Genomic DNA, 18,435 nt, shown 5'->3' with positions numbered 1-18,435 from the left:
ACGCGCTCGTACGGCCGAAAAGCCCCCTCTCCGGCGTGACACCGCGGCTCGCGGGAACACGGCGCACGGAGCCGTCCGTTGAGCGGACGGGCACATGTCGGTGCATAGGGCACCGAGGTGAGCTTGCTCTCTCTTCAGGCCGACGGCGCGTGGAACCCACCGTCCCCGGCTAGGACGGACACGGGAAAGGGGGTGCGGACTGGTGCGCACCATGGTGGGACTGTGGCGCTGGCGGCGCAACCCCTTGCGCAGGGGCACCGATGTCGCGGAGGGGTGGGTCGCGCTGACGGCGGTGCTGCTCTTCGCGCTGGCGGCACCGGCCGCAGGCTGGCTCTGCGGCGACCGGGTCGACGCGTCGCTGCGGGAGACCGTGCGGCTCCAGGAGGAGCAGCGGCACACGACCTCCGCCACGGTCGTCTCCCGCACGCGGGAGCGGCCGTTCCTGGCGTACGACACGGAGTCGGCCACGGAGCAGGACACGGGCAGCCGAGTGGTCGCGACCTGGCGGGCGCCGGACGGCACGGCCCGCACGGGCACGGTCTCCACGCCGCTGCGCACCCCGCACGCGGGCGACACCTTCACCATCTGGGCCGACGGGGAGGGACGGCACGTACGGCCTCCGATGACCATTGAGGCGGCGCGGGCCCACGCCGTCCTGGCGGGGTTCGGCCTCGCGGCCCTGACCGTCGGAGTGGTCGAGGGCGTCAGACGGCTGATCGTATGGCGGCTCGTACAACGGCGGTACGAGCGGCTCGACCGTGCCTGGGCCAAGGCCGGTCCTGACTGGGGGCGTACCGGGGCGGGGAGTTAGGGTCGGTCGGACCCGGCCCGGCCTGACCTGACCGGAACGGAACGGTCGGCGGGAGGCCCGGCCCCGATCGGGCCGGTTCCTGTCGCGGGACACGCCCCGGTGGCACGGGCGGGAAGTTGTCCGCCATGTCCGGGGCGCGGCGGAAAGCGGCCGCCCGGAGCCGCTGCTCGCGTCAACTCCGCGGCGCCGCGCGCGCTACGGTGGTGCCGCCCGGTACGCCGCACTGACCGGGGGCCGGGGCCGGCACCCGGGACGGCATGACACGGGCACACGCACGAGGTGGGGACAGAACAACACCATGGCACAGGGCACGGTCCAGGTGACCAACACCGGAACATCGCGCTGGCGGCGGCGCACGGGCGAGTACGCCTCCCTCGCCGCCGCGCTGGAGGCCGCCGGGGACGGCGACATCCTCACCGTCGCCCCCGGGACGTACCGGGAGAACCTCGTGGTCACGCGGGCGGTCACGCTGCGCGGCGCGGAGGGCTCCCTCGGTTCCGTACGGATCGCGCCGCTCGACGGCGTGCCGCTGACCGTGCGTGCCTCCGCCACCGTCCAGGACCTCCATGTGGAGGGCCAGGACGCCACGGCGCCCGCGCTGCTGGTGGAGGACGGCACGCCGGATCTGACGGATCTGCGGATCGTGACCCGCTCCGCGGCGGGACTGGAGGTCCGCGGCGCGGCCCGCCCCACGGTGCGGCGGTGCACGGTCGACAATCCGGCCGGGGTCGGCATAGCCGTACTCGACGGTGCCGGCGGGGTGTTCGAGGAGTGCGAGATCGTCGCGGCGGGCCAGGCGGGCATCTCGGTGCACGGCGGCGCGCATCCCCGTCTGGAGCGCTGCCGGATCCACCACGCCTCGGGCTCCGGGCTGGCCGTCACCGGCGAGGGCAGCGGTCTGGAGGCGATCGGCTGCGAGGTGTACGAGATCAAGGGCACCGGCGTGCAGATCGCGTCCCGCGCGGCGGTCCATCTGACCGACTCGTCCGTGCACCGCACCTCGGCGGACGGCATAACCCTGGACACCGACGCCGTCCTCACGCTCTCCGACTGCGACATCCACGACATCCCGGAGAACGCGGTCGACCTGCGCTCCCGTTCGGTCCTGACACTGACCCGTTCCACCGTGCGCCGCTTCGGCCGCAACGGGCTCTCCGTGTGGGATCCGGGCACCCGCGTCGACGCCAACCAGTGCGAGATCCACGACAGTACGGGCGATTACCCGGCGGTCTGGGTCAGTGACGGCGCGACCGTCGTGCTCGACTCCTGCCGGCTGCACGACGTGCCCGACGCGCTCTTCGTGCTCGACCGGGGCTCGCGCGCGGACGTCGTCGACAGCGACATCTCCCAGGTGCGCAACACGGCCGTGTCGGTGAGCGACGGGGCGACCGCCCAGCTCGACGACTGCCGGATCAGGGAGGCCTCCACGGGCGCCTGGTTCCGCGACCACGGCAGCGGCGGCACCCTCGCCTCCTGCACCATCGACGCCGTCCAGACGGGCGTCATCGTCACCAAGGGCGCCGATCCGGTCATCGAGCGCTGCACGGTCACCTCGCCCGCCGAGGCCGGCTTCTACGTCTCCGCCGAGGGCCGCGGCACCTTCCACAACTGCCGGGTGACGGGCAGCGGCGGTTACGGCTTCCACGTCATGGACGGCTGCCGTACGACGCTCACCCGCTGCCGTACGGAGCGCTGCGCGCGCGGCGGGTACGACTTCGCGGAGGACGGGCCGACCGTCGAGGACTGCACCAGCGACGAGAGCGGGGTGCTGGCCCCGCCGTCGCCGGCCGCGGAACCGACGGCGAAGCTGACGGCCACCCAGTCCCCCGGTCTGCTCGGGGCGGTGCCCGCACAGACCGCCCCCGCCACGCCGCCCGGCGTCACCGCCACCGCCGAGCCCGCGCGCGGCTCCGAGGAGGTGCTCGGGGAACTGGACTCGCTGGTCGGCCTGGACAGCGTCAAGCGCGAGGTGCGGGCTCTCACCGACATGATCGAGGTCGGCCGCCGCCGCAAGGAGGCGGGCCTCAAGGCGGCCTCCGTCCGCCGCCATCTCGTCTTCACCGGCTCCCCCGGCACCGGCAAGACGACCGTGGCCCGGCTGTACGGCGAGATCCTGCACTCCCTCGGGGTGCTGGAGCGCGGCCATCTCGTCGAGGTCTCCCGGGTGGACCTGGTCGGCGAGCACATCGGCTCGACCGCGATCCGTACGCAGGAGGCCTTCGACCGGGCGCGCGGCGGGGTGCTGTTCATCGACGAGGCGTACGCGCTCTCCCCCGAGGACTCGGGCCGTGACTTCGGCAAGGAGGCCATCGACACCCTGGTGAAGCTGATGGAGGACCACCGGGACGCGGTGGTGGTGATCGTCGCCGGGTACACCGCGGAGATGGAGCGGTTCCTCACCGTCAACCCCGGTGTGGCATCGCGTTTCTCCCGGACCATCACCTTCAGCGACTACGCTCCCGAGGAGCTGCTGCGGATCGTCCGGCAGCAGTCCGAGGAGCAGGAGTACCGGCTGGGCGAGGGCACGGCCGAGGCCCTGCTGTCGTACTTCACGGACCTGCCGAAGGGGCCCGCCTTCGGCAACGGCCGTACCGCGCGCCAGACGTTCGAGTCGATGGTGGAGCGGCACGCGGGCCGGGTCGCCCAGCTTCCGGAGACCAGCACGGACGACCTGACCCTGCTCTACGCCGACGACCTCCCGGAACTGCCCGCGCTGCCCGAACTGCCCTGAGCCGCACCGGCGTCGGGCAGCGGCGGGAGCACGGTCGGCCGGCGTCCGTCGGTGCGCTGCGGCGGCAGTTGCGGCGGCAGCCGGTCGAGCAGCTCGGCGCGTTCCTCGGCGAAGACGGGGTCGGCCTGGTAGTCGGAGTGGCCGAGGATCGGCTCGGGCAGCGGGTGGAGCACCGTACGGCCGTAGGCGAGCGGGTCCTTCAGCGGGCCCCGGTCGACGTCGGCCCCGTCGCCGTCGGCGGGCACCCGGACCGGCCCGCCGATCGGGTCGGTGTCGCGCCACAGATTGCGCCAGCAGTGCAACTCCTTGCTCAGGTCGCCGAGTTGCCCCGCGCCGAAGTACGCGGGGAACCAGCGTCCGTAGAGCCGCTCCAGCGGTGAGCCGTACGTCAGCAGCGCGACCCGGTGACGGGTGGCGGACGAGAGCTGCCAGACGGCGGCGGCGGCGAGCACACTGCCCTGGGAATGGCCGGAGAGGACCAGCCGGCCGCCCGAGCGCTCGGTCCAGGTGGCGATGCGCCAGGTGAGGTCGGGGACGGCACGCTCGGCGTAGCAGGGCGGCGCGAACGGGTGGGCGGCGCGCGGCCAGAACGTACCGACGTCCCACAGGATGCCGATGGTGCGGCGGGCGGACGGGTCGCGGTAGGCGCGCCGCCCCCAGGTGACCAGCAGTATGAAGCCGAGGCCCACGAACCAGGAGCCCAGCGCCTGCGCGGTCTGCGCCACGGACTCCAGGAACGGGGAGGTGCCCCGCATCGCCTTGCCCGGCACCTGGCCGCTGAGCCACGATCCGGCGACCGCGGCGGCGCCGAGGAACAGGGCGGCGCCGGAGACCAGCCCGACGATCCGGGGCGCGGAGTCGGTGAGCGCGGCGCGGGCGCGGGCGCCCGCGATCTGCCGGGTGCGCGGGGAGTCGGCGGCGATGTCGCCGTACTCCTTCTCGACGGCGGGTGCCAGGGCACGGGTGGCGCGTACGGTACGGACGCACAGGACGGCGAGGGGGATCAGCAGCAGCACGAGCAGTACCGGGATGACCGACGCCTGCCAGCTCAGCAGCGCCGGGGGGCCGATGATCGCGCCGCCGCCCATGCCGGGGGTGGCGTCGCCGTCCAGCCAGTCGGCGACGCGCTGGGCGACCCCGCCGGTCATCACCCCGGCCAGGGCGCAGGCGAGCATCGCGACGGCGGGCCCGGCGAGTCCGCGCAGCGCGGTGCGCGGCTGGGCGGCGCGGCGGTGGAGCACGTGCGCGGTGACGGCGAGGGCGATGATCAGGGCGACCTGGGCGAGCGAGAGGACCCGGAAGGAGAGATTGCCGGGCAGCCCGCCGGAGGAGGCCCAGCCGGGTCTGGACCACCCGGCGTACACCACGGCCAGCGCGAGCACCGCGACGGAGCCGGCGGGCAGTCTGCTGATCACCATCCGGTCGAGGGAGCCGTCGCGGCGGCGTTCGCTGCGGCCCCTGCTGCACACGACGTACAGCACCGCGCCGAGGCCGGCGACGAGCGCCGCCTGGAGCAGCAGGCCGAGGAGTTCGAGCGGCCCGTCGCCGGCCCGCCGGTCGTGGTCGGCGCCCGCCGCGACGAGGGCGGCGGCGATGGTGAGGAAACCGGCGGCGGTGTGCGCGGCGCGCAGCCGGGCGACGAGGCGGCGGCCGTACCAGAAGCCGGGCCGGCCGAGTGCGGGGCGCACCCGGGCCTGCCCCTCGTCGCCGTCGTCACCGTCGTCGCCGGGGGCGCCGGGGGCGGTCGCGGGATCCGGAACGGCTGCCCCCGAAGGGGACGGCCCCGCGGGGCGGTCGCCGGTGAGGGGCGGGCGCTGTGCCTCGTACGCGCTCCATGTCCGGTTGGAGAGGAACCACAACAGCGTGACCAGCGCCACCGGCACCACGGCGGCCAGGGCGAGGCGGCGGCCCGGCTGGGACCACCAGCCGTGGGACTCCGGCGAGAGGAAGCCGATCCAGGAGCGCTGTTCGACACACTGCGCCGAGCCGGCACACTGCCACGCCGTCAGGTCGAGCGCGACCTCGCAGGCGGCGGCGGTGAGCAGCACGGTGAGGGTGAGGGCGACCAGCCGTACCAACAGGCCGTACAGCCGCTGGGACCTGCCGAGTCCTTTGGTGGCCGGGCGCATCCAGTGGGCGAGGTTGACCACCATGAAGGGCAGGAGCAGCAGCCACAGGGCGCGGGAGCCGTTGCCCGAGGTGAGGTTGGACCAGCAGTACGCCTCGGGGATCGGCCGGTCCCGGTAGCGCTCCGGGTGCTGCTCGGCGTCGGCGTCGTCGGCTCTCCGGTAGACCGCGGCCGTCTTGTCTCCGGTGACTCTGACCGTGCGCGGGTCGTCGAGCATCTCCTGCGGGGTGGCCCCGCCGACGCCGTGGACCAGCAGTTCGAGTGCGGCTCCGCCAGGGTGCGGATCCGCTGTTGGTGAGGACACTTCGTAGCTCGCTCTCTCGTGGCGGACCGGGAACGGTGGGGGAGGAACGATGAGGAGAAGTGAGAAGGGACGGGCGGGGGCGGGACGGCGGGGAGGGAACTGTGTGGGTACCAGAGTCCCGGATGGTGGTGGTTCGGCGCCGGTCCGTCACCGAATCTCCTCGTCACTCTCCTCCAGCGGGCACCGGGGCGGCTGTCCGACCCCCGTGGCAGGATGGGGCGCACAGCGGACAGGGCGGGGGCGTGCGATGCCGGTGCACGGCCGCGTTCCACGACGAGACGGAAGGCCGGCGCGGTGGTGAGCGACAACCAGAACCTGCTGGCGGAGCAGCGCCGCGCGCTGATCCTGGACGAGGTGCGCCGGCGGGGCGGGGTCAGGGTCAACGAGCTGACGCGCAGGCTCAATGTCTCCGACATGACGGTGCGCCGGGATCTCGACGCGCTGTCCCGGCAGGGCGTCGTGGCGAAGGTGCACGGCGGCGCGGTGCCGGTGGCCGAGGCGAGCACGCACGAGCCGGGGTTCGAGGCGAAGTCGGCGCTGGAGCTGACGGCCAAGCAGGACATCGCGCGGGCGGCGGCGGCGATGGTGGTGCCCGGCAGCGCCATCGCGCTCTCGGGCGGGACGACGACGTACGCGCTGGCGCACCTGCTGCTGGACGTGCCGGATCTGACGGTGGTGACGAACTCGATGCGGGTCGCCGATGTGTTCCACGCCGCCCGGCAGACGGAGCCGGGTGGCGCCGGCCGTCCCGGGGCGGCGATGGTGGTGCTCACGGGCGGTGTGCGGACGCCGTCGGACTCGCTGGTGGGCCCCGTCGCCGACCAGGCGATCCGCTCGCTCCACTTCGATGTGCTCTTCCTCGGGGTGCACGGCATCTCGGTGGAGGCCGGGCTCTCCACCCCCAACCTGGGCGAGGCGGAGACGAACCGGCGGCTGATGAGGTCGGCACGCCGGGTGGTGGTCGTCGCCGACCACACCAAGTGGGGCACGGTGGGCCTGAGTTCCTTCGCGACGCTGGACGAGGTCGACACACTGGTGACCGACGCGGGACTGTCGGCGCAGGCCCGCGCGGAGATCGAGGAGCGGCTGCCGGGGCTGGTGGTGGCGGGCGACCGGGACGAAGCCGCGGAGGGTCCGGGCGACGACTGACACCGCCCCGGCCTACGATCACCGGATGAGCGTCTTCCGTATCGACCGGACCACCCCGCTCTCCGCCGAGGACGCCTGGGGCCGGCTCACCGACTGGCCCGCGCACGCCGCTCAGGTGCCCCTGACCCGGATCACCGTTCTGACGCCGGGCCCGACCCGTACCGGAACGGTCTTCGTCGCCCGCACCGGGCTCGGCCGCGCCGCGTTCGACGACCCCATGGAGGTCGTCCGCTGGCAGCCGCCCGCGCCGGGCAGCCCCGGCCACTGCCGGCTGGAGAAGCGCGGGACCGCGGTCACGGGCTGGGCCGAGATCCATGTGCGCCCGGAGGCCGGGGCCGGGGAAGCCGCGTACGGGGGTCCCACCCGGGTGCGCTGGGAGGAGGAGCTGCGTGTCGGCCCGCTCCCCCGCCTCCTCGCCCCGCTCACCGCGCGCGCCGGCCGCCTGGTGTTCGGCCGGGCCGTCGACCGGCTGCTGCGCGGGCAGGGGTGACGCCCTCGCGAACGCCGGTCAGTCCGGCCAGACGCCGGACTCCAGGAAGCGGTCGAGGGTCCGCGCGTACGGGGCGATGTCCAGGCCCTGTCCGGCGAGCCAGGCGTCGGAGTAGTACTTGTCGAGATAGCGGTCGCCCGGGTCGCAGAGCAGGGTCACCACACTGCCGGTGCTCCCCCGCTCGACCATCTCCGCCACGATCCGCAGCGCGCTCCACAGTCCGGTGCCGGTGGAGCCGCCCGCCTTGCGTCCGATGGCCCCCTCCAGCGCCCGTACCGCGGCGACGCTCGCGGCGTCCGGGACCTTCATCATCCGGTCGATCGCGCCGGGCACGAAGCTCGGCTCCATCCGGGGGCGGCCGATCCCCTCGATCCGGGAGCCCCGGGCGCTGCGTGCCCGGTCGTCGTGGCGCGTCCAGCCGTCGAAGAAACAGGAGTTCTCGGGGTCGGGCACACAGATCCGGGTGTCGTACTGCATGTAGTGGACATAGCGCGCGATGGTCGCGGAGGTGCCTCCGGTACCCGCCGTGGCGACGATCCACGTGGGCTCCGGGTAGCGCTCCAGCCTGAGCTGCTGATAGATCGACTCGGCGATGTTGTTGTTGCCGCGCCAGTCGGTGGCGCGCTCCGCGTAGGTGAACTGGTCCATGTAATGGCCGCCGGTCCGCTCGGCGAGCCCCGCGGACTCCTCGTAGATCGTGCCCGCGTCGTCCACGAAGTGGCAGCGTCCGCCGTGGAATTCGATGAGCCGGCACTTCTCCGCGCTGGTGGTGCGCGGCATGACCGCGATGAACGGCACGCCGATCAGCTTGGCGAAGTACGCCTCCGAGACGGCCGTCGAACCGCTGGACGCCTCGATGACCGGCTTGCCGGGTCTGATCCAGCCGTTGCACAGGCCGTACAGGAACAGCGAGCGGGCGAGCCGGTGTTTGAGGCTTCCGGTCGGGTGCGTCGACTCGTCCTTGAGATAGAGGTCGATGCCCCACTGCTCGGGCAGCGGGAAACGCAGCAGGTGCGTGTCCGCGGAGCGGTTGGCGTCGGCCTGCACCTTGCGCACGGCGTCCTTGAGCCAGGCCCGGTACCCGGCGTCGCTGCGGTCCACGTCGACCGTCGGCATGGCCCGTCCGCCGCCCGGTTCGGGGACGGGCTCCGGGACGGCTCCGTCCGCCGGCGCCGTCGTCCCTGTCGGCCGTCCGCTCGTCTCTCGCCCAGTCATACGTCCCGTTCCTCTCCGTCTCCGCTGTCTCCGTTGCGTCCGCAGCGGTCCCCAGCGGCACCGTACCTCTACCACCTGCACAAACGCTTGCTTTGGTGACCTATAGGAATCGCTGGTGACGTGTGCGCCCCACGCGCTCTGGTGCCGGGCGGCATACTTGTGCAAACTGCCTTGAGGGGACGTACGGGGAACGGGTACGGAGGGGGCTGGAACGCCATGGCGGAACCGGAGTTCGACGCGCGCGGTGTGCGGATCGAGCGGTGGCCACGCTCGCTCACCAGGGCCGGCCAGGTGCTGGTCCAGGACGGCAGGCTGGCGCTGCTGACCAGTTACGGCCGGGTGATCGACAGCGCGCCGCTGCGCGCGGTCCGGGCGGCGCGGCCGTGGTTCGCCGGAAGCGGCAGCATGGTCGCGACCGTGAACGGGACCCGCTACCGGCTGACCATGGGCCAGCGGGGGCGCAGGCCGGACGCGACGGCCCTGGCCGGGCGGCTCATGGAGGCGGTCAGCAGGGCGAGCCACCCGGGGCCCTGAAGCGGTCCGGCGCAGGGGGACGCGTAGGTCTGCCGCGAGTTGCGAAGCCGGGGCCGCTGGTTCACTCTGATCTCACATCACTCAGAGTTTCCCGGCGGTGACGCTGCGATCCAGCCCCGCCGGACGGGAACGGCGGCGAGCCGGTCGCCGATTCCGGCCCCCTTCGTGTTCTTCCGGACCTCATTCGGGGAGTCGCGGCCGTGATCAGTCAGCCCAGCAGGCACTGCACGGTGGAGCTCCAGGCCCTGCCGTCGCGGATCGGTCAGATACGCAGAATAATCTCCGCGCAATTGCGCTACTGGCACCTCGACCTTCTCATCGACCCAGCGGCTCTCGGGGTGACCGAGCTGCTGACCAACGTCCACCGGCACGCACACCCGGACAAGAGATGCACCGTCGATGTCGAGCTGCTGCTCGAACGGCTCATGGTCTCGGTCAGCGACCACGATCCGCGCCTGCCGACGGTGCACCACGCCACGCTGTCGGACACCGGCGGCCGCGGCCTCGCGCTGATCGCGGCGGTGAGCGAGAGCTGGGGCATCCATTCCCGGGGCGACACCGGGAAGAGCATATGGTTCACGCTCCCCGCACCGCCGGTCGCCCTGGCGCTGCCGCTGCGACCTGTGTACGGCGCGATCACCGACGGCCCTTTCCCCGCAACGGGGTTCGGCGCCGCGGCGGGGACGCACGGACCGAACCGGGCCCGGTCGGCCATGTTCGGCTGACCCCGGGCGGCGCGGGACGTCAGCGTCCGAGCGCGCCGAGCGGGTCGTCGAGCACCGGCTGCCACGCCAACTCTGCGGCTCCCACGAGGCTGTTGTGGTCCAGGGTGCACGGCAGGATGGGTACGCCGCCGCTGCGGCCCCACAGACTGCGGTCGGCGACGACCGCGCGCAGCCGGTCCGGGTCGGCGTCGAGCAGTTCGCGGTGGAGCCCGCCGAGGATGATCCGGTCCGGGTTGAGGATGTTGACCAGTCCGGCGAGCCCCAGGCCGAGCCGGTCGATCAGCTCCGCGGCGGCGCCCCGTACGGCCGGGTCGGTGTACTCCGTACGGAGCAGATCGCGCGACTGCTGGAGCAGCGAGCTCTCGGGGCCCGGGGTGCGGCCCGCCGCGGTGAGGAAGGCGAGCGGGTCGGCCTCGACGTCGAGACAGCCCTTGCTGCCGCAGTAGCAGGAACGCCCCTCGGGGTTGACCGTCAGATGGCCGACCTCCAGGGCGAGGCCCGAACTGCCGGTGTGCAGACGTCCGTCGAGGACGAGCGCGCCCCCGACACCCCGGTGGCCGGTGGCGACGCAGAGGAGGTGCTGGGCGCCGCGCCCCGCGCCGTGCCGGTGCTCGGCGAGCGCGGCCAGATTGACGTCGTTGCCGGTGAAGGCGGGGCCCTCGATGCCCGCGGCACGGACCCGCTCGGCGAAGATCTCCCGTACCCGCGAGCCCACCGGCCAGGCGATGTGCAGCGGGTTGAGCGCGGTGCCCTCCGGTTCGGCGACCGCGGAGGGCACGGCGAGGCCCGCGCCCACGCACCGCCGCCCCGCGGCGCGCAGCAGTCCGGCGCCCGTCTCGACGACCGCGCCGAGGACCTGCGCGGGGTCGGCCGAGGCCGTACCGCGGCCGGGAGCGGTCGCGACGATCCGGCCGCCGAGCCCGACCAGCGCGGCCCGGAAGCCGTCGGCGTGGACCTGGGCGGCGAGCACGACGGGGCCCGCCTCGTCGACCGAGAGCCGGTGCGAGGGCCGGCCCTGGGAACCTGCGGCGGCGCCGGGCCGGGAGTCCACCCGGATCAGGCCGAGCGCCTCCAGCTCGGCGGCGACCGCGCCGGCCGTGGCGCGGGTGACGCCCAGCTCCGCCGTGAGGACGGCGCGGGTGGGCGCGCGGCCCGTGTGAACCAGTTCCAGTGCCGGGCCGAGCGCGCCGCGGCCCCTCTCCAACCGTGTCCTGGCCGGGGTCCCCTTGCCGTTCATGGAGGCGAGTCTCCCATGATCCGAAGGGGTGGCGGACTTCCGGCCGGAAAGGGCGGCGGGGCCCTCGGCCGGCGCCGCCGCTGACACGCCTCGGGCGGATCCTTCCGTCCGGGCCGCGTGGTGGACGTACACACGGCTCCGGTGGCATCAGGACCGAATGAGCTCAGTGGCCCGTTCTGCGACAGCCAGGACAGCAGCGTTGGTATTCGCTGCGGGGAGTGACGGCATTATTGATGCGTCCACCACCCTGATTCCCTGGACACCGTGCACCTTCAGGTCCGAGTCGACCACGGCCTGCGATCCCGTTCCCATCGCACACGTGCCGGCCAAGTGGAAATAACTCCCCGTTGCGAGCTTGACGTAATCCTGCATGTCACTCACGGTTTCCAGCGGGTGGCCGAAGGCTTCCTCGCCCTGGCGCAATGAGGCCAGGGAATCGGCGCGGCCGATGGCCAGAGCGGCGCGGAGGCCGGCGACCATGCCGTCCAGATCACGGGATGCGGTGTAGAGCCCCAGGTCGATCAGCGGAGCCGTGGCCGGGTCCCGGTCCGCCAGGCGCACCGAACCACGGCTCTCGGGCCGCATGAACGAGAAGGCGATGGAGAAGCCGTGCGTATCGGAGGAGGTCCACGCGTCACTGCCCCAGGGTTCGAATTTCGCGGCGGCGTCCCGGACCGGCAGAAGCAGCGGCACAACGACGAGTTGGAGATCAGGCTCGGCCGTCGCCGAACTGCGGGTGAGAATGTAGGGCGTGTACGGACTGGTGGCCGGGACAGGGGCCGACGTGGCGAATCCGACATGCGCATAGGTGTGGTCCTGGAGATTGCCTCCGACGCCCGGCAGATCGTGAACGACCTCGACCCCCGCTTCGCGGAGATGGGCAGCCGGACCGATCCCCGACAGCTGCAGGATGTGAGGTGACCCGACCGCCCCGGCGCACAGAACGACTTCGCGGTCAGCTCCCGCCCGGACGCTCCGGCCGTCGGCAACGTACTCGACACCGACGCAACGGCGGTCTTCCATCAGCAGCCGATGGACCGTGGCGTCCGTTGTCACGGTCAGGTTGGGCCGGTGCTGGACAGGCCGCAGATACGCGTCCGCCGCACTCTGGCGTTTCCCTTGCACCAGGTTGATCTCTGTCGGTGCCACTCCCTCCGATTCGGCACCGTTCCCGTCGACGAGGCTCTTGTGCCCGGCTTCTTCTGCCGCGGTCAGGACCGCGCCGTAAAAGGCGTCGCGAGAAAGCGGGGTCGGAGGTTCGATCACCATGGGGCCATCGGTTCCGCGCCAGCGGGTATCCATTCCCGTGGTCCGTTCGCTCCGGCGGAAGGAGGCCAGCAGAGCCTCGAAATCCCACCCTTGAACCCCGAATTCTGCCCAGGCATCATAACTTGAGCGGTGACCACGCACATGATATAAGCCATTGATGGAACTGGAACCGCCCAGTATCCGTCCGCGTGGAATGGGCACCGTCACATCGTCCAGATTCTCCTGCGGCACGCTGGTAAAGGCCCAGTCGAACCGGCTGCCCCACAGATCGACAACGCCCTTTTCGTCGCCCGGCCGGTCACTCGACCCTGCTTCCAAGAGCAGGACGCTCACCGTGGGATCTTCGCTCAGCCTGGCCGCCATGACGGACCCGGCCGTGCCCGCTCCGACCACTATGTAGCTGTATTTCTCCACAGCAACCTCCCTGCTCAGTGACACCAGGCGGCCCTCTGCCCGTCACCCGACGCGCGCTGCGTGGACTATAACTCGCCCCTCCCGCACCACAGCTGGACTTCCCTGGCCTCCCGCAGCCCATGGCGCCTTGTAGGGACGGCCCCTGGCCCCTATCCTCACTTTGTGCCGCTTCTGAACAAAATAAGGGTGGTCCTCTCCGGCGGTGACACGGGTCCGCCCCGCACCCGCTCCCCGCTGACCCGCCTCCGCACCGTCCTGACCGTGATCTTCGCCCTCGACGGCTTCCTGTTCGCCGGGTGGGTGGTCCGTATCCCGGAAATCAAGCAGCAGACCGGGGCGTCGGCGAGCGATCTCGGCCTCGCCCTGCTCGGTGTCTCCGCGGGCGCGGTGGCGACCATGGCGTTCACCGGCGGACTCTGCCGCCGGTTCGGCAGCCACCCGGTGACGGTGGTCTGCGCGGTGCTGCTCTCGCTGAGCGTCCTGCTGCCGCCGCAGACCCACTCGGCGCTCACCCTCGGCCTGGTGCTGCTGCCGTTCGGCGCGGCCTACGGCAGTCTGAACGTGGCGATGAACAGCGCCGCGGTCAATCTCGTCGCCGCCCTGCGGCGCCCGGTGATCTCCAGTTTCCACGCCGCGTTCAGCCTGGGCGGCATGGTCGGGGCGGGGCTCGGCGGACTGCTCGCGGGCGGCCTGTCACCCGCCGTCCATCTGGCTCTGCTGTCGGCCGTCGGCCTGCTGGTCACCGCCACCGCCGGCCGGACCCTGCTGCGGATCCCCGCGCCGGTGGCGGAGCGCCCGGGGACCACGAACCGTACGGATGAGGACCGTACGGACGCGGACCGTACAGGTGCGGACGGTACGAGTTCGGACGGTACGAGTGCGGACGGTACGAGTGCGGACGGTACGAGTTCGGACGGTACGAGTTCGGACGGTACGGGTGCGGGCGGTTCGGGTACGGACGGTTCGGGTACGGACGGTTCGGGTACGGAGAAGCGTGGCCGGGGCGGCGGCGGGCCGGACCGGCGGGTCCGCGGGCTCGTCGTCCTTTTCGGGCTGATCGCGCTGTGCACGGCGTACGGCGAGGGGGCGATGGCCGACTGGAGCGCGCTCCACCTCAGCCAGGACCTCGACGCCACCCCCGGGGTGGCCGCGGCCGGTTACTCGCTCTTCGCCCTGGCCATGACGGCGGGCCGGCTCTCGGGCACGGCTCTGCTGGAACGGCTCGGCCAGACCCGCTCCCTGGTGCTGGGCGGGGTGACGGCCGCCCTCGGCATGCTGCTCGGCGCCCTCGCGCCCACCGCCTGGCTCGCCCTGGCGGGGTTCGCCGTGGCCGGACTCGGCCTCGCCAACATCTTCCCCGTGGCCATCGGCCGGGCCGGCGCACTGGCGGGGCCCTCCGGGGTCGCCGCCGCGTCCACGCTCGGGTACGGCGGGATGCTGCTCGGCCCGCCCGCGATCGGCTTCCTCGCCGACTGGTTCTCGCTGCCGCTCGCCCTGACCACGGTGGCGCTGCTCGCCGGCGCGGCGGCCCTCCTCGCCCACGCGGCCCGCGGCGCCTCGGCGAACGGCCCGGCGGGGCGCACCCACGAAGGATGAGTAGGAGTACTCAGGCACAGCCGTTCGAGTTCCCGCACCCTGGAAACAGACCCCAGGGCACCCCACTTCGCGGGAGGAGCCATGAACTCCAGGGAGAACACGATGGTTTCGGAACGGCTGACCGGACTCGCGCGGCTCGTCTACGGCAACCGCGCCTCGCAGGTCTACCTCGCCCTCGTCGCCGCGGCGGCCGTGTTCGTCACGGTCGACACGCTCTTCGTGCACCACGACGACGCGTCGTTCGCCGGGACGTGGCTGTTCTTCCTCGCGGCTCCGGCCGTCTTCGTCTTCCTCATCGGCGGCGGGATGATCGGGGAGGGCCTCGTCGCCTCCTCCGGCTTCCTCTACCCGGCGCTGGTCCTCTCCGTACTGATCCAGTCGATCGCCATCGGCGCCTTCGTACGGCTGCTGCTCCGCCCGTCCTCCACCGGCACCGCCCACGCCCGCGAGGCGTGACGCCCCGGGACGCCCGACGCCCGCGGAACACTCCCGCACGCGCCCTGGCACAATGCCCCGCGTGAAGACTTCGGAGCACATTCGGGGGCTGGCCCATGAGGGACATGCCCTCGCCGCCGCGGCCGTCGGGGCGGGCCCCGGCGCGGAGGTGCCTGTCTGCCCCGGCTGGCGGGTCCGCGACGTTCTGCGGCACACGGGCAGTGTGCACCGCTGGGCGACGGCCTACGTCACGGAGGGCGGCGCCGCCCGGGTCCCCCTCCCCACTCCGCCGGAACTCGACGGGGACGCGCTCGTCGACTGGTTCCGGGAGGGCCACGACCGGCTGGTCGGCGCTCTCGACACGGCACCCGCCGATCTGGACTGCTGGTCCTTCCTGCCCGCGCCGAGCCCGCTCGCGTTCTGGGCGCGGCGCCAGGCGCACGAGACGGCGATCCACCGCGTGGACGCCGAGTCCGCGCTCGGCAACGGGTTCTCCCCGGTGGACGCCGCCTTCGCGGCGGACGGCATCGACGAGTTGCTCCGGCACTTCCACGCCCGCGACCGCAGCCGGGTACGGTCGGACGTGCCGCGGGTGCTGCGCGTGCGGACCACCGACACCGGAGACGTCTGGACGGTACGGATCACCTCCAATCCGGTGCGTACCGACCATACGAAGGCCCCCGGCCCGGGCGCGGACGACGACGGGAGCGACGGCAGCAGCAACGACATGGGCACGGGCGAACAGGCCACTGCGGAATGCGAGTTGAGCGGCCCCGCCGAGAAGCTCTACCTGACCGTGTGGAACCGGCTCCCCCTGGACGCCGTGACCGTCACCGGCGACGCGGCCCTGGCCCGGATGTGGCGCGAGACCTCTGCCGTCTGACAGCGCCACCGGTGCGGCGGGGGCGCTCCTTGCCCCGGGGTCCCGCCTCGGTCAGACTCGGGTCATGGGGACAAGGAGCGGGGACCGACGGGACGCCGTCACCGTCGAGATCGCCTTCGCGGTGGTGACGGGGGCCTTCGCGGCGGCGCTGGTGTTCGGGGTGGCCGCCGCCGCGGTGCGGGGTCTGGAACTGCCGGGGGTCGCGCTGCGGATCGGTGGCGGCGCCGCGGGCCTCGCCTTCGTGGCGCGTGTCGTCCAGGTCCTGTGGCACTTCTCCCCCGGTGTCCCGGGGGAGGCCGTCCCTCAGCCGAGCCAGCCCGGCCGTACCAGCCCCGACTCGTAGGCGAGCACGACCAGTTGGGCCCGGTCGCGGGCGCCGAGTTTCACCATCGTCCGGCTCACATGTGTCTTGGCCGTGAGGGGGCTGACCACCAGCCGCCGGGCGATCTCCTCGTTGGAGAGGCCGATCCCGACGAGGGCCATCACCTCCCTTTCCCGGTCGGTGAGTTCACCCAGTCGGGCCGCCTCCGTGGGCGCCTTGGAGCGGGAGGCGAACTCGGCGATCAGCCGGCGGGTCACCCCCGGGGAGAGCAGCGCGTCACCGCCGACCACGGCCTTGACCGCGCGCACCAGTTCCTCCGGTTCGGTGTCCTTGACCAGAAAGCCCGAGGCTCCCGAGCGGATCGCCTCGAAGACGTACTCGTCGAGTTCGAAGGTGGTGAGCATGACCACCTTCACCTGGTCGCACCGGGGGTCCTCGGTGATCCGACGGGTCGCGGCGAGGCCGTCGAGCCGGGGCATCCGGATGTCCATCAGCACGACGTCGGGGGCGAGTTCGCGCACCCGGCTCAGTGCCTCCTCGCCGTCCGCGGCCTCGCCCGCCACCTCGATGTCCGGCTGGGCGTCGAGCAGCGCGCGGAAGCCCGCCCGTACCAGCGACTGGTCGTCGGCGAGCAGAACCCGGATCATGATGTCTCCTCGGTCGTCAGGGGAGCCGTCGGGGGAGCCGTCAGGGGAAGTGTGGCCCGCACCCGGAATCCGCCGTCCCGGCGCGGCCCGGCCTCGACGGTGCCGCCGAGCGCGGCGGCCCGCTCCCCCATCCCGACCAGCCCGTTGCCGCTGCCGCCCGCGTCCCCGCCGGTCGCCGGGCCCGGGTCGTCGATCCGCAGGTCGAGCAGGCCGGCCCCGTAACCGAGCCGTACCGTCGCCGTGCGCGCCCCGGAGTGGCGCACCACGTTGGTCAGGGCCTCCTGGACGATCCGGAACGCGGCCAGATCGGCGCCGGGCGGCAGCGCGACCGGGGTGCCCTCCCGCCGCACCTCGACGGTGAGCCCGGCGGAGGCGGCCTGTTCGGCCAGTTCGGGCAGCCGGTCCAGGCCGGGCGCGGGCGTACGGGGCGCGTCGCCGGGCGTTCTGAGGGTGTCGAGCACCTGCCGCACCTCGCCGAGCGCCTCCTTGCTGGCCGCCTTGACGGTGGTGAGCGCCGACCGCGCCTGTTCCGGGTCGGTGTCGAGCAGCGCCAGGCCCATGCCCGCCTGGACGTGGATGACGGAGAGGGAGTGGGCGAGTACGTCGTGCAGCTCGCGGGCGATCCGCAGCCGCTCCTCGTTCTTTCTGCGCTGCTCGGCGGCGGCGCGCTCGGCGCCCTGTCTCGCCCACTGTTCCCGGCGTACGCGGGCGAGTTCGGCGGCGGCGCAGAGGGCGACCACGAAGGCGGCGATGACCAGCTCCTGGCCCCAGGGCGCCGCGCGGTCGCCGGGCGGCGGCAGCAGCCGGTAGAGCCAGTGCGCGATCAGCACGTGGCCCACCCAGAGCGAGCCGAGCGCCCACCAGGCCGCCCGCCGGTGTCCCGCCGCGATCGCGGCGAAACCGGCGACCGCGACGACGAGGAAGACCGGCCCGTACGGATAGCCCCCGGCGAAGTAGGCCAGCACGGTCGCCGAGACACCGAAGACGCAGAGGACGGGGTGGCGGGTGCGCAGCAGCAGCAGAGCGGCACTCACGAGCAGCAGGGCCCGCCCGAGGGCGTCGAGCGCGGTCCGGTCGGGCTGCTGGCGCGCCGCGTACGCGGTGCCCACGAGGACGAACACGGCGAGCAGCACGGTCGAGACCCACGGCAGCCGCCCGCTCGCCGGCCCGCCGCCGGGGAAGCGGGGCAGCCGGTGCGGCGGCCCGCCCCACCCGCGCGGGCGCCCGTCCGCCCAGGGGGGACCGGACCGCCCCCGGAGGTGTCCGCCCCAGGGCCGGCCGGGGCGCGTGTGCTGCTCTTCCATACCGGTCACGCTAGACCGGCGGGCGCGCCCCGGGCGTCAGCCGGGCGTCGCGGTCACCCGTACTCCCCGGGGAGTACGCGGCGGCCCAGGGCCTCTCGTTCGGATCCCGTTCGGATCCCGCCGGGCTCGCGTGCCCGCGGTGACATCAGCCGCTGCCGCGGCGGGCCGCGCCTCGCGGCATGGTCGTCACCCGACGACGCGAGACCTGACGACGCGAGCGTCCGCGCACCGTCGCCGGCAC

General features: G+C 73.1%; 16 protein-coding genes. 10 read left to right on the top strand and 6 right to left on the bottom strand.

What is annotated here, in order from left to right; all coding sequences use genetic code 11:
• Positions 1-211: 211 nt before the first annotated feature.
• Complete coding sequence (locus ACFTZC_RS09225; protein WP_382888362.1) at positions 212-811, top strand: hypothetical protein; 600 nt, start codon at positions 212-214, stop codon at positions 809-811.
• A gap of 298 nt (positions 812-1,109) precedes the next feature.
• Complete coding sequence (locus ACFTZC_RS09220) at positions 1,110-3,542, top strand: right-handed parallel beta-helix repeat-containing protein (protein ID WP_382888149.1); 2,433 nt, start codon at positions 1,110-1,112, stop codon at positions 3,540-3,542.
• Here the strand turns inward: ACFTZC_RS09220 and ACFTZC_RS09215 are convergent.
• Positions 3,494-5,974, bottom strand: coding sequence for a hypothetical protein (locus ACFTZC_RS09215; protein WP_382888148.1), 2,481 nt, complete (start codon positions 5,972-5,974; stop codon positions 3,494-3,496). The genes ACFTZC_RS09220 and ACFTZC_RS09215 overlap by 49 nt on opposite strands.
• 297 nt (positions 5,975-6,271) lie before the next feature.
• Here ACFTZC_RS09215 and ACFTZC_RS09210 point away from each other — a divergent pair, with 297 nt between their 5' ends.
• Both ACFTZC_RS09210 and ACFTZC_RS09205 read left to right on the top strand, forming a co-directional pair.
• Positions 6,272-7,123: a DeoR/GlpR family DNA-binding transcription regulator gene (locus tag ACFTZC_RS09210; RefSeq protein WP_382888147.1), complete on the top strand. Its 852-nt coding sequence runs from the start codon at positions 6,272-6,274 to the stop codon at positions 7,121-7,123.
• A gap of 25 nt (positions 7,124-7,148) precedes the next feature.
• Complete coding sequence (locus ACFTZC_RS09205; RefSeq protein ID WP_382888146.1) at positions 7,149-7,613, top strand: SRPBCC family protein; 465 nt, start codon at positions 7,149-7,151, stop codon at positions 7,611-7,613.
• A gap of 18 nt (positions 7,614-7,631) precedes the next feature.
• Here the strand turns inward: ACFTZC_RS09205 and ACFTZC_RS09200 are convergent, their stop codons facing one another.
• Positions 7,632-8,729, bottom strand: coding sequence for a PLP-dependent cysteine synthase family protein (locus ACFTZC_RS09200; RefSeq protein ID WP_382888361.1), 1,098 nt, complete (start codon positions 8,727-8,729; stop codon positions 7,632-7,634).
• A 315-nt stretch (positions 8,730-9,044) separates the two neighbouring features.
• Between ACFTZC_RS09200 and ACFTZC_RS09195 the strand changes: the two genes are divergently transcribed.
• Both ACFTZC_RS09195 and ACFTZC_RS09190 read left to right on the top strand, forming a co-directional pair.
• Positions 9,045-9,362: a hypothetical protein gene (locus ACFTZC_RS09195; protein WP_382888145.1), complete on the top strand. Its 318-nt coding sequence runs from the start codon at positions 9,045-9,047 to the stop codon at positions 9,360-9,362.
• Between the two features lie 200 nt (positions 9,363-9,562).
• Positions 9,563-10,087 carry an ATP-binding protein gene (locus ACFTZC_RS09190; RefSeq protein ID WP_382888144.1) on the top strand — a complete coding sequence of 175 codons (525 nt, stop codon included), beginning with the start codon at positions 9,563-9,565 and terminating at the stop codon, positions 10,085-10,087.
• Between the two features lie 19 nt (positions 10,088-10,106).
• On the opposite strand, the gene ACFTZC_RS09185 is transcribed toward ACFTZC_RS09190, so the two are convergent.
• Together ACFTZC_RS09185 and ACFTZC_RS09180 are read right to left on the bottom strand one after the other, a co-directional pair.
• A complete protein-coding gene (locus ACFTZC_RS09185; RefSeq protein ID WP_382888143.1) occupies positions 10,107-11,324 on the bottom strand; it encodes an ROK family protein in 1,218 nt (405 codons plus the stop codon).
• A 147-nt stretch (positions 11,325-11,471) separates the two neighbouring features.
• The gene (locus ACFTZC_RS09180) at positions 11,472-13,007 is read right to left on the bottom strand and encodes a GMC family oxidoreductase (protein ID WP_382888142.1); all 1,536 of its coding nucleotides are present in this window, start codon (positions 13,005-13,007) and stop codon (positions 11,472-11,474) included.
• Between the two features lie 162 nt (positions 13,008-13,169).
• Here ACFTZC_RS09180 and ACFTZC_RS09175 point away from each other — a divergent pair, with 162 nt between their 5' ends.
• From ACFTZC_RS09175 to ACFTZC_RS09160, 4 genes are all read left to right on the top strand, one after another.
• A complete protein-coding gene (locus tag ACFTZC_RS09175; RefSeq protein ID WP_382888141.1) occupies positions 13,170-14,603 on the top strand; it encodes an MFS transporter in 1,434 nt (477 codons plus the stop codon).
• Positions 14,604-14,684: 81 nt separating this feature from the next.
• Positions 14,685-15,059, top strand: a complete 375-nt coding sequence (locus ACFTZC_RS09170; protein ID WP_382888140.1) for an SCO4225 family membrane protein — start codon at positions 14,685-14,687, stop codon at positions 15,057-15,059.
• Positions 15,060-15,120: 61 nt separating this feature from the next.
• The gene (locus ACFTZC_RS09165) at positions 15,121-15,921 is read left to right on the top strand and encodes a maleylpyruvate isomerase family mycothiol-dependent enzyme (RefSeq protein WP_382888139.1); all 801 of its coding nucleotides are present in this window, start codon (positions 15,121-15,123) and stop codon (positions 15,919-15,921) included.
• Positions 15,922-15,985: 64 nt separating this feature from the next.
• The gene (locus ACFTZC_RS09160; protein WP_382888138.1) at positions 15,986-16,264 is read left to right on the top strand and encodes a DUF6332 family protein; all 279 of its coding nucleotides are present in this window, start codon (positions 15,986-15,988) and stop codon (positions 16,262-16,264) included.
• Here ACFTZC_RS09160 and ACFTZC_RS09155 read toward each other — a convergent pair.
• Together ACFTZC_RS09155 and ACFTZC_RS09150 are read right to left on the bottom strand one after the other, a co-directional pair.
• Positions 16,225-16,890: a response regulator gene (locus tag ACFTZC_RS09155; protein ID WP_382888137.1), complete on the bottom strand. Its 666-nt coding sequence runs from the start codon at positions 16,888-16,890 to the stop codon at positions 16,225-16,227. The two genes, ACFTZC_RS09160 and ACFTZC_RS09155, sit on opposite strands and share 40 nt — an antisense overlap.
• The gene (locus ACFTZC_RS09150) at positions 16,887-18,194 is read right to left on the bottom strand and encodes a sensor histidine kinase (RefSeq protein WP_382888136.1); all 1,308 of its coding nucleotides are present in this window, start codon (positions 18,192-18,194) and stop codon (positions 16,887-16,889) included. Before ACFTZC_RS09150 ends, ACFTZC_RS09155 begins: the two co-directional genes overlap by 4 nt.
• Between the last annotated feature and the right edge of the window lie 241 nt (positions 18,195-18,435).

This window comes from Streptomyces sp. NPDC056987 (assembly GCF_042673865.1).
Lineage (GTDB): Bacteria > Actinomycetota > Actinomycetes > Streptomycetales > Streptomycetaceae > Streptomyces.
Note: the sequence above shows the minus strand (reverse complement) of the source record. Positions and strands in the feature narration are given on the sequence as shown.